Origin of the sequence: Nonomuraea sp. NPDC026600 (genome assembly GCF_040638335.1) — a bacterium.
GTDB lineage: Bacteria > Actinomycetota > Actinomycetes > Streptosporangiales > Streptosporangiaceae > Nonomuraea.
On sequence record NZ_JBEZYD010000009.1, the window covers coordinates 45,509 to 56,491 of the forward strand.

At 70.2% G+C, this 10,983-nt stretch carries 8 protein-coding genes; 7 read left to right on the plus strand and 1 reads right to left on the minus strand.

Annotated elements, in window-relative coordinates:
- The first annotated feature begins 93 nt into the window (after window positions 1-93).
- The 6 genes from AB0F17_RS22110 to AB0F17_RS22135 are packed head-to-tail and all read left to right on the plus strand — an operon-like array spanning window position 94 to window position 8,107.
- Window positions 94-1,443 carry an aminotransferase class III-fold pyridoxal phosphate-dependent enzyme gene (locus AB0F17_RS22110; protein ID WP_358025705.1) on the plus strand — a complete coding sequence of 450 codons (1,350 nt, stop codon included), beginning with the start codon at window positions 94-96 and terminating at the stop codon, window positions 1,441-1,443.
- A 49-nt stretch (window positions 1,444-1,492) separates the two neighbouring features.
- A complete protein-coding gene (locus AB0F17_RS22115; protein WP_358025707.1) occupies window positions 1,493-3,463 on the plus strand; it encodes an acetoacetate--CoA ligase in 1,971 nt (656 codons plus the stop codon).
- Window positions 3,460-4,803 (plus strand): MFS transporter, encoded by a 1,344-nt coding sequence (locus tag AB0F17_RS22120; RefSeq protein WP_358025709.1) that lies wholly within the window; start codon window positions 3,460-3,462, stop codon window positions 4,801-4,803. Before AB0F17_RS22115 ends, AB0F17_RS22120 begins: the two co-directional genes overlap by 4 nt.
- 26 nt (window positions 4,804-4,829) lie before the next feature.
- Window positions 4,830-5,840 (plus strand): phosphotriesterase-related protein, encoded by a 1,011-nt coding sequence (locus tag AB0F17_RS22125; RefSeq protein WP_358025711.1) that lies wholly within the window; start codon window positions 4,830-4,832, stop codon window positions 5,838-5,840.
- 19 nt (window positions 5,841-5,859) lie between these two features.
- Window positions 5,860-6,819, plus strand: coding sequence for a hypothetical protein (locus AB0F17_RS22130; protein WP_358026198.1), 960 nt, complete (start codon window positions 5,860-5,862; stop codon window positions 6,817-6,819).
- Between the two features lie 31 nt (window positions 6,820-6,850).
- Window positions 6,851-8,107 (plus strand): aminotransferase class III-fold pyridoxal phosphate-dependent enzyme, encoded by a 1,257-nt coding sequence (locus AB0F17_RS22135; protein ID WP_358025713.1) that lies wholly within the window; start codon window positions 6,851-6,853, stop codon window positions 8,105-8,107.
- 6 nt (window positions 8,108-8,113) lie between these two features.
- On the opposite strand, the gene pruA is transcribed toward AB0F17_RS22135, so the two are convergent.
- Complete coding sequence (gene pruA / locus AB0F17_RS22140; RefSeq protein WP_358025715.1) at window positions 8,114-9,742, minus strand: L-glutamate gamma-semialdehyde dehydrogenase; 1,629 nt, start codon at window positions 9,740-9,742, stop codon at window positions 8,114-8,116.
- A gap of 183 nt (window positions 9,743-9,925) precedes the next feature.
- On the opposite strand from pruA, the gene AB0F17_RS22145 reads away from it, so the two are divergent.
- Complete coding sequence (locus AB0F17_RS22145; RefSeq protein ID WP_358025717.1) at window positions 9,926-10,948, plus strand: helix-turn-helix domain-containing protein; 1,023 nt, start codon at window positions 9,926-9,928, stop codon at window positions 10,946-10,948.
- Window positions 10,949-10,983: the final 35 nt, after the last annotated feature.

The window sequence follows — 10,983 nt, forward strand, 5'->3', positions numbered from 1 at the left end:
ACATCCTGTACCTCGTACAAGCGATGAGAGTCCTGTTTGTGATCTTTCATCAAGAAATGCCCGCATGTGCTCGGACCCCAGGAGCCGCCACCCATGAACCCGCAACGCGCCGCGATGCAGCCCGACGGCAGCCGCCTGATCAAGTTCTTCTTCGGCGAGGAGCTGCCCTTCGTCAGCCACGGTCGTGGGGTCTTCGTGTACGACACCGACGGCCGCCGCTACCTCGACGGATGCTCCGGCGCGGTGACCGCGAGCCTGGGCCACGCCGATCCGGAGGTCTTGCGGGCCATGCGCGAGCAGGCGGAACGGATCACTTTCGCGCACCGCGGGACGTTCCACAGCGCGCAGGCCGAGCAACTGGCGGAGCGGCTGGGCGCCATGACCGGCTATCCCTATGTTTTTCTGTGCAACAGCGGGTCCGAGGCGGTCGAGACCGCGCTGCGGCTGACCCTGCAGTACTGGCGGGAGCGGGGCGAGCCCGAGCGGGCAAGGTTCGTCTCCCACGCGGTGAGCTACCACGGCGCCACCCTCGGCGGGCTGTCGCTGTCCGGCCATCCGCAGCGCCGCTGGGCCGCCGAAGCACTGCTCCACGGGTTCAACGAGCTCACCCCGCCCTACGCCTACCGGTTCGCCCAGGGCCGCGACGACGCGGCGTTCACCGCGTTCCTCGCCCAGGGAGCGGCCCGCGTGCTGGACTCCCACGGCCCTGCCGCGGCCGGCGTGGTGGTGGAGCCCATCGGCGGCGCGGCCGGCGGGGCCATCACACCGCCCGACGGTTACCTTCCCGCGCTGGCCGGCCTGTGCCGCGAGCGCGGGCTGCCGTTGATCGCCGACGAGATCATGACCGGCTTGGGCCGCACCGGAACCATCTTGGCCGCGCAGCACTGGGACGTACGACCCGACCTGGTGGTCCTGGGCAAGGGGATGGGCGCAGGCTACGCGCCCGTATCGGCGGTGCTGGTCAGCGAGCACGTCATCGACACCATCGCCGCCGGGACCGCGTCGGTCACCAACGGGCACACCTACGGCGGCAACCCGCTCGGCTGCGCCGTCGGGCTCGCCGTCCTGGAGGCCATCGAATCCCGGGATCTGGTGGCGAACGCCGCAGCGCGCGGCAGGCAACTGCGCGCGGGTCTGGAGGACCTGGCCGGGCGGCACGAGGTCATCGGCGAGGTCCGCGGCCTCGGCCTGCTCCAAGGACTGGAACTGGTCAGCGACCGCGCGACCCGAAGCCCCGGCGAGCCCGTCGGCTCCCTCACCCGCGCGATCGTGCTCGCGGCCCGCGACCACGGGCTGCTCCTCTACCCGGCGACCGGCGGGATCAACGACGCCGTCCTCGTCGCTCCTCCGCTGACCATCACCGCCGAGGAGACCGACCTGCTGCTCGAACTTCTCGACGGCACCCTGACCACGCTGAGCAAGAAGGCAAGCCCCCTCGCATGACAACACTCCATCCGCGCCCGGGACACCGCCGTACCAAGGAGGCGGTCACATGAACGAGCCGGAGATGCTGCGCGAACCGGCTCTTGACGCGCGCCGAGCCACGGCGATCGGCGACTACCTCACCTGGCTGGAGCGCACCCGGGATCTCGCCTTCACCGACTACCACGACCTGCACCGCTGGTCAGTCGAGGACCTCGACGGCTTCTGGTCGTCGATCTGGGACTACTTCGACGTCAGCGCGCGCACCCCCTACGACCGGGTGCTCGGCCGACGGGAGATGCCCGGTGCCGAGTGGTTCCCCGGCGCGACCCTCAACTACGCCGAGCACGTCCTGCGGCCGGCAGGAGCCGCGCCCGGCGACACGGCCGTGCTGGCGCGTTCGCAGACCCGCGGACCACTGGAGCTGTCCTGGGGGCACCTGGCCGACCAGGTCGCCCGGGCCCGGGCCGGCCTGCGCGGCCTCGGTGTCGGCCGAGGCGACCGGGTCGTGGCCTATCTGCCGAACATCCCGGAAACCCTCGTGGCGTTCCTGGCGACTGCGAGCCTGGGGGCGATCTGGTCAAGCTGCGCACCGGAGTTCGGCGCGCGTGGCGTCATCGACCGGTTCTCCCAGATCGAGCCCACCGTCCTGCTCGCCATGACCGGGTACCGCTACGGCGCGAAGGACATCGACCGGCGCGCCGAAGTCGCGGCGATCCGCACCGGACTGCCGACCCTTCGTCACACCGTCCACGTACCGTACGGGCCGGGGGAACTCGCCGACACGGTCACCTGGGCGGACCTGCTCGCCGGACCCGCCGAACCCGGCTTCGACACCGTCCCGTTCGCCCACCCGCTGTGCGTGCTGTTCTCCTCCGGCACCACGGGCAAACCCAAACCGATCATCCACGGCCACGGCGGAATCCTGCTGGAACACCTGAAGAACCACTCCCTGAGCTGGGATCTTGGCCCCGGCGACCGCATGCTGTGGTTCACCACCACGGCATGGATGATGTGGAACTCACTGGTCTCCGGGCTGCTCGTGGGCGCCTCGATCGTGATGATCGACGGCAACCCGCTCCACCCCGGCCTGGACTGGCAGTGGCGACTGGCCGAGGAGACCGGCGCCACCCTCGTGGGGGCCAGCCCCGGATTCCTGATGGCCTGCCGCGAAGAAGGCCTCACCCCGGCCAAGGACCACGATCTGTCCCGGCTGCGGCAGATCGGAGCTGTGGGAAGCCCGCTGCCGGCCGAGGGATTCCGCTGGGTGCACGAGCAGTTCGGCCCCGGTGTGCTGCTCAACGTGGGCAGCGGCGGCACCGAAGTGTGCACCGGAATCCTGCAGGGGAGCCCACTGCAGCCGGTCTGGGCCGGCGAGATCTCCGGCCCCTGCCTGGGCGTCGCCACCACCTACGACGAGCTGGGCAACGAGGTGACCGACGTGCTCGGCGAGTTGGTCATCACCCGGCCCATGCCCTCGATGCCGATCGGCTTCTGGGGCGATACCGACGGCTCCCGCTACTGGGACGCCTACTTCGACACCTACCCAGGCGTGTGGCGGCACGGCGACTGGGTGCGCTTCACCGCGGCGACGGGCAGTTGCACGGTGGCCGGACGCTCGGACGCGACCCTCAACCGTGGCGGGGTGCGCTTGGGCACCGCGGAGTTCTGCCGCATCGTCGAAGAACTGCCGGAAATAGACGACAGCCTGGTCGTGCATCTGGAGGACAGCGCCGGCGGCCCCGGCCAACTGCTCCTGTTCGTCGCACTGCATGACGGCGTCGAGCTGGACGACGCCCTGCGCCGGCGGATCACCACCGCGCTGCGAGACGCCCTCTCCCCGCGCCACGTGCCCGACGGCATCACCACCGTGCCGGTCATCCCGAGGAACCGCACCGGCAAGAAACTCGAACTGCCGGTGAAGAAGATCCTGCTGGGCGCCGCGCCGTCCGAGGTCGCGAGCCGCGACACCCTGGCCGAACCGACCTCGCTGGACGCATTCACCGCCCTGGCGACCCAGGCCCCTTGGAGGCATACATGACCACCGACAACCCCGACTCGAACCGTAGCGATGTCCTTCAAGCAGAAAAGGCGGTCAAGCGCCGCGTCCTCATCTCCAGTTATCTGGGCAGCGTGGTGGAGTGGTACGACTTCCTGCTGTACGGCACCGCGTCGGCCCTGGTCTTCAGCAAGATCTTCTTTCCCGCGGTCGATCCGGGCGTCGGCCTGATCGCCTCGTTCGGCACACTTGCCGTGGGGTACGCCGCGCGGCCGCTCGGCGGCATCCTGTTCGGCCACTTCGGCGACCGCCTCGGGCGCAAGCGGATGCTGGTGACGAGCATCCTGCTGATGGGCGCGGCCACCCTGCTCATCGCGGCACTGCCGACCTACGATCAGATCGGCGTCTGGGCCCCCGTCCTCCTCATCGTGCTGCGGCTGCTGCAAGGAGTCGCGGTCGGCGGCGAGTGGGGCGGTGCGGTGCTCATGACGCTGGAACACGCGAAGGGGAACCGCCGCGGCCTGTGGAGCAGCGTCGCGCAGATGGGCGCCCCTTCGGGCCTGCTGCTGTCCACCTGGGTGTTCTCCCTCGTCTCAGGACTGCCCGAGGAGCAGTTCCTCTCGTGGGGCTGGCGGATCCCCTTCGCCGCCACGGTGATCCTCATCGCGGTGGGGCTGTGGATCAGACTCGGCGTGGCGGAGAGCCCTGTCTTCGAGCAGGCCCGCCGCGCCGGCGGTGACCGGCCCGCCCGGCCGCCCATCGTCGAGGTGCTGCGGACCCGTCCGCGCGTGGTCGTGCTGGCGGCCCTCATCGGATTCGGTCCGTTCGCCGCCAACTCGGTGCTCATCACCTTCGTGATCGCGTACGCGACCGGGGCCGGCTACCAGCGCTCCACGACACTGAACGCGCTGATGATCGCGTCCGCGGTCTCGATGCTGTGCCTCCCGCTGTTCGCCGCGCTGTCCGACCGGTACGGCCGGCGGCCCATCTACATCACCGGCGCGATCCTCCTGGCCCTCACCTCATTCGTGCTGTTCGAGCTGATCAACACCGGGTCCGTGCCGCTGCTCGTGCTCGGGTACGTCCTCGCGCTGGCCGTGCACGCGTTGATGTACGGACCGATGGGCGCCTTCGTGGCCGAACTGTTCGGCACGAAGACCCGCTACACCGGTGCCTCGCTCGGCTACCAGATCGCCTCGGTGCTCGGCGGCGGACTCGCCCCCCTGATCGCCACCAGCCTTCTCGCGGCGGGTGGCGGTGCGCCACACACCATCTACGTCTCGGTCTTCATGGCCGTGTCCTGTCTGATCACCGCCGTGGCCGCCTACCTCGCGCACGAGACCAACAAGGTCAGCCTCGCCGACCACCCCGCGGACGCCTAGTGGGCGAGGGCGGCGTCGTTTCGACCGTGCTCGGGCCGGTCCCCGCGGATCGGCTCGGGCACGTTCAGACCCACGAACACCTCCTGTGCGACCTCACCCGCTATCTCGGCGAAGGCGAGGCGCGCGACGATGAGATCACGCTGGAGAATCTGTACGAGACACGGGTGGATCGCCGTAACCGGCTGGACATGCGCCTCGACGACGTGCGGACCGCGGCCGCCGAGCTCGCCGAGTTCCGCACGGCCGGTGGCGGGACGATCGTGGAGGCCACCTCCAGAGGGCTCGGCCGCGATCCCTCAGGGTTGCGTGAGATCGCCGAGAGGACCGGTGTCCACATCGTCATGGGCAGCGGCTACTACACCGTCGCCTTCCATCCGCCGGCAATCGCGACCATGACCGAGGAGGACATCGCCAAGGAGATCGTCGGCGACATCCTCGACGGCGTGGACGGGACCGGGGTGCGCGCGGGCGTCATCGGCGAGATCGGACTGTCCTGGCCGCCCCACCCCGACGAGGTCAAGGTGCTGAGGGCCGCCGCCGTCGCGCAGTCCGAGACCGGAGCCGCCCTGCTGATCCACCCCGGCCGCCACGCGGATGCCCCCAGGGACCACCTGAAGGTCGTCGTCGAGGCGGGCGGCGATCCAGCTCGGACCGTCATGTCGCACATCGACCGGACGCTGACCGAGCAGGACGACATGCGCGAACTCGCGGACACCGGGTGTGTGCTGGAATTCGACCTTTTCGGCACCGAATCCGTCTACTACCCACAAGATCCCGGCTTCGACATGCCCAACGACGGTACCCGCGTCCGCCACATCCGGGAACTGACCGCCTCGGGGTACGGCGACCGCGTCGTCATCGCCCAGGACGTCTGCCGCAGGACCCAGCTGCGACGCCACGGCGGCGAGGGATACACCCACATCCTGCGGCGGGTCCTGCCACTGATGCTGGCACGGGGCCTCGACCCGGACGACATCGGGCGGCTCACCCGGACCACCCCCGCCCGCCTGCTCACCCTGACCCGACAAATCCGTTAGGAGCCGAATGCCATCAGTGATGACTGTTCTTGGCCGGATCGACCAGAACGACCTGGGGTTCGTCCTGCCGCACGAGCACCTGTTCATCAACCTGATGCGGGAGCGCCGCGCCGACGGCCTGCTGATCGACGAAGACCTCGTCGCTGAGGAGGTCCGGGCCTTCCGCGATCTCGGCGGCGCCACGGTGTTCGACCTGACCAGCGCCGAGCTCACTCATGGGGCGGCGATGGACGCCGGGTCGCGGCCGTACCCGCCGGGAGCCACCCGCGATCCGGCGAACGTCGAGGCGGTACGCCGGGTCGCCGAGGCCACCGGTGTGCAGGTCGTCCTGGGCACCGGCCACTATCGTGACCCGTACCTCGACCTGGAGTGGATCGACCGGCACAGCGTCGAGCAGATAGCGGAGGAGATCGTCCGCGATCTCACCGAGGGGTTTCCGGGCACCGACGTCCGCGCCGGTCTGATCGGCGAGGTCGGGGCGGACAAGTGGTACATCTCCGCAGCGGAGGAACGTTCCCTCCGCGCCGCCGCCCGAGCCCAGCGACAGACCGGCGCCGCGATCTACACGCACGCCGCGCGATGGCAGGTCGGCCTGCCCCAGCTCGACCTGCTGGTCTCCGCGGGCGCGGACCCGGCGCGGATCGCCATCGGGCACTGCGACCTGGTGCTCACCCCCGGCTACGCCGGGGAGATCGCCGACAGGGGGGCCTACGTCGGTGTCGATACCATCAACACCGACAGCGCGGTAGAGGTCGAGCGCCGGGTCCGCATGGTGATGGGCCTGGTGCGGGCCGGCCACATCGACCGGGTGCTGCTGTCTCACGACGTCTGCCTGGTCTCCCAGCTCCGCGCGTACGGCGGCGGCGGTTACGTGTTCGTTCCCGGCGGCTTCCGGGAACGGCTGCTCCGGGCCGGCCTGGACCCGGGGGAGTACGACCACATCACCCGGGCGAACCCCGCCCGGCTCGTCTGCCGCTGACGCTTCGGCCCGGCTTGGAAGAAGGAGGATCATGACCACCGTTGGAGCCGACCGCATGGCCGATCTCGTCGCCGAGTACCGCGCCAGGACGCCCCGATCGGCCGCGGCCCACGAACGCGCCGTCCGGGTGCTGCCCGGCGGGGAGACCCGGTCGATCACCACCTATCCGCCCCACCCGGTGGCCCTGGCCGAGGGACACGGCGCCCGCCTGCGCGACGTCGACGGTCACACCTACCTCGACCTGGTCAACAACTACACCTCGCTGGTTCACGGCAACGCGTTCCCGCCGGTCACCGAGGCCGTCACCGCGATCCTCGCCGGCGGCCTGGCCTTCGCCAGCGCGCACCAGCGGCAGATCGAGCTGGCCGAGCTCCTGGCGGACCGGGTGCCGTCGGTCGAACGCGTGCGGTTCACCAACTCCGGCACCGAGGCGTCCATCCTCGCCTCCCGCCTCGTCCGCCGGGCCACCGGGCGAAAGGCACTGCTGATGTTCGACGGGGCTTACCACGGCAGCATGCCACCACTGCTGCCGGGCGAGCCCGACGTGGTCGTAGTTCCCTACAACGATCTCCAGGCCGTCGGCGAGGCGTTGACCGACGATGTCGCCGCCGTCTTCGCCGAGCCGTTCCTGGGCGCGGGCGGAGTCGTCCCCGCGGCACCCGGTTTCCTCGCCGGGGTGCAGGACCTGGCCCGATCCCGCGGAGCGCTGTTCGTCCTGGACGAGATCCAGGCGCTGCGCAACGGCGTCGCGGGCGAACAGGGCAGGCAGGGGCTGTCGCCCGACCTCACGCTCCTGGGAAAGATCATCGGCGGCGGAATGCCGATCGGCGCCGTAGGCGGCCGTGCGGACGTCATGCTGCTCGCCGCCTCCACCACTCCTGGATCCATCACTCACGCTGGGACGTTCAACGGCCATCTCGCCGCGGCGGTCGCCGGCATGGTGACGCTCCGCCATCTCGATGCGCCGGCCATCGCCACGCTCGAAGGCCACGCCGTACGGCTCGCTGAGGCCGTGACAGCCGCGGGACGGGACGCAGGGCTACCGCTGAGCGTGACCCGAGCGGGCTCCATCCTCAACGTCCACTTCGCCGCCGAGGCGCCGTCCGACGCCGCTGGGGTACGCGCCGCCGCGTCCCCGCTGCTCGCCGCACTGCACCTGGCGCTGCTGCTGGAAGGCGTCTACACCGCGCCGCGCGGTCTGATCAACATGTCGACCGCTCTCACCGACGACGACATCGACCGTGCGGCGGCCGCCTACTCCACCGCACTCCGGCGTATCGCTTGGTGAGCGCTTTCACGGTTCGAGGTGCGGGTAGCGATAGTCGCGTACCGGGAGGTGGTTGCGTTTGACGGCCCTCGGGCTGGCGAAGCGGATGAGGTTCCAGACGGTGCCCGCCTTGTCGTTGGTGCCGGATGCCCTCGCGCCGCCGAACGGCTGCTGTCCGACGACCGAGCCGGTGGGCTTGTCGTTGACGTAGAAGTTGCCGGCGGTGTAGCGCAGCGCGTCCTCCGCCTGTTGGACCGCGGCGGGGTCGGACGCGAAGACCGCTCCGGTGAGGCCGTACGGCGTGGATTCGTCGACCAGGCGCAGGACGTGTTCCCAGTCGGAGTCGTCGTAGACGTAGGTGGTCAGCACCGGGGCGAACAGTTCCTGGGTGATGAAGGGCGACAAGGGATCGTGGACCTCGAGAACGGTGGGGTCGACGAACCAGCCTTTGGAGTCGTCGGTGCCACCGCCGACGACGACCAGTCCATCGGCGCGAGCGCGCGCCAGGGCCTCGGCGTGCTTGGCGTGCTGACGGGCGTTGATCACCGCGCCCACGAACGTCTCGGGTTCCGTCGGGTCACCGACGACCATCGACTTGGTGAGCTCGATCAGGCGCTCTTTGAGCGCGGGCCAGAGGCTGCGGGGGGCGTAGAGGCGGGACGCGGCCGAGCACTTCTGGCCCTGGTATTCGTACGTGCCGCGGACACAGGCGACGGCGAGGGAGTCGAGGTCGGCTGACGGGTGGGCGAGAATAAAGTCCTTGCCACCGGTCTCGCCGATGAGACGCGGGTAGTTCCGGTACGACGCGACGTTCGCACCGACCGTGCGCCAGATGTGCTGGAACGTCGTGGTCGAGCCGGTGAAGTGCACCGCGGCGAGATCGCGATGGCCAAGGGCGACCGCGCCGATCTCGGGACCGTCACCGTAGACGACGTTGATCACGCCGTCCGGCAGACCGGCTTCGCGCAGCAACCGCATGGACAGATGCGCCACCAGCGACGCGCTTTCGGCCGGTTTCCAGACGACGGTGTTGCCGAGCACCGCGGGCCCGAAGGCCAGGTTGTTCATGCAGGTGAAATTGAACGGGGTGACGGCGAAGACGAAGCCCTCGAGCGGACGGTAGTCGGCCTGGTTCCACATACCCGGCAGCGATCCGGGCTGTACGTCGTACATGTCGAGCATGTTCTTGACGTTCGCGCGGATGAAGTCCACGGTCTCGCAGGCGGCGTCGACGTCGGCCTGGTAGGTCGTCTTCGACAGCTCGAGCATGGTGGCGGCGTTGAGCCGGTCGCGCCAGTGGCCGTGTTCCAGCATATCCGCGGCCCGCAGGAACGGCGCGGCGCGCTCCTCCCACGACAGCCGGCCCCACCAGGCGGAGGCGGCGGTCGCGGCCTCGATCGCCCGGAGTGTCTCCGCCTCGCCGGCCTGGTGTACCTGCCCGAGCCGGCAGGCATGTTCATGCGGCGTCACGACCGGCGACTGCCGCCCCGTACGCACCTCGTGGCCGCCGATGAGGTTGGCGATGTCATAGCCGGCCGTCCGGATCTCCTGCAGCGCTGCCGCCGTGCTCGCGCGCTCGGGCGATCCTGCGGCATAGCCGCGAAAGGCCGTGGGACCGATCGGGAACAGAGCGGTACGGCCGGTGAGAGCGGTCATGGTGATGGCTCCGGGAAGGTCGCTTCGGGTGGATATCCGCACCGTAAGCAGCGCGAGCGGCCGCAGGCTTCGGCGCCGTCGTGGAATCTCCTGCGGGACTCTCCTACGCTTTGTCGGGTAGGGGATGGAAAAGGGGTTCGACCGGTGGCCGGGCCCTCGTGATCGGACCAAGGGGCGAATGCTGTGACCGCCTCGGCAGATGTGCAGGAGGCCGTCGACAAGCTCGCGGTGTCGCTGGGGCATCCCGTTCTGGTCGAGGACGCCCGTCACCGTCCGCTGTGGTGGAGCGCGCAGGGTGAGGTCGACGGCACGCGCCTGCGCACCATCATGCAGCGCGAGGTCTCTTCGGCCGCCGCCGCGGTCGTGGTCCGTCTGGGGCTGCCACGCGCCCAAGGTCCGGTGCGCGTCCCGGCCGTGCCCGAGGCCGAGATGCTGCCGCGCTGGTGCGTTCCCCTGCGAGCCGGGCGGGATCTGCTCGGCTACCTGTGGGTCCTCAACGGTGACGAGCTCGTCACGGAGGCGGACCTGCCGCGGATCGTCGCCTGTGCCGACCTGGCCGCGATGTCGCTGGCGTGGTCGAGGAGCCAGGACGATCATGACCGGCGACGGGCCGCGCTTCTCGCGCGGCTTGAGGCCGGTCCCGACGACGACGCGGCGCGCGAACTGATCGCCCTCGAACAGCTCGATCCGTCCGCCACCGTCGTCGTCCAGGCTTCATCGGCGCCGGGCGGTTGGAAGCTGCGCGGCGGGATGAGCGCCCATGTCAATCCGCCCGCAGCGGCCGGCGCCACCAGCGGGCGGCCCGTACCGGTGGGCGATCTGCACCTCGCCGTGACGCGGGCGACGGCGACGCTACAGGTCCTGCGGGCCGGAGCGGCGCTCTCCCGGCCGTCCTGGGACGCGCTCGGCGCGTGGCACCTCATCGTGGCCGCGCCGCCGGACCTGTCGGTCGCCGACATCCATCCAGGCGCCGACGTACTGGCCCGGCAGCCCAAACCGGACCTGATGATCACCGCCCGCGCCATGCTCGACCACGGCGGCGACATCACGCGAACCGCGGCCGCGCTCCACATCCACCGCACCACGCTCTACTACCGGCTCGACCGCATCGAGGTGCTGACCGGGGTCAGCCTGAGAAGCGGCCCTGGCCGAGGCGACTTGCACGTCGCGTTGCGGCTCGCCGCCTACCGCGCCGCGGCCCGCTGACGCGAGTGCGGCGCCGTTCACCTCACGTCCCGCTT

Coding starts and splice junctions, on each gene's coding strand:
- AB0F17_RS22135 (WP_358025713.1), top strand. CDS start 6,851: ATGACCACCGTTGGAGCCGACCGCATGGCCGATCTCGTCGCCGAGTAC.
- pruA (WP_358025715.1), bottom strand. CDS start 9,742: ATGACCGCTCTCACCGGCCGTACCGCTCTGTTCCCGATCGGTCCCACG.
- AB0F17_RS22110 (WP_358025705.1), top strand. CDS start 94: ATGAACCCGCAACGCGCCGCGATGCAGCCCGACGGCAGCCGCCTGATC.
- AB0F17_RS22115 (WP_358025707.1), top strand. CDS start 1,493: ATGAACGAGCCGGAGATGCTGCGCGAACCGGCTCTTGACGCGCGCCGA.
- AB0F17_RS22130 (WP_358026198.1), top strand. CDS start 5,860: ATGACTGTTCTTGGCCGGATCGACCAGAACGACCTGGGGTTCGTCCTG.
- AB0F17_RS22120 (WP_358025709.1), top strand. CDS start 3,460: ATGACCACCGACAACCCCGACTCGAACCGTAGCGATGTCCTTCAAGCA.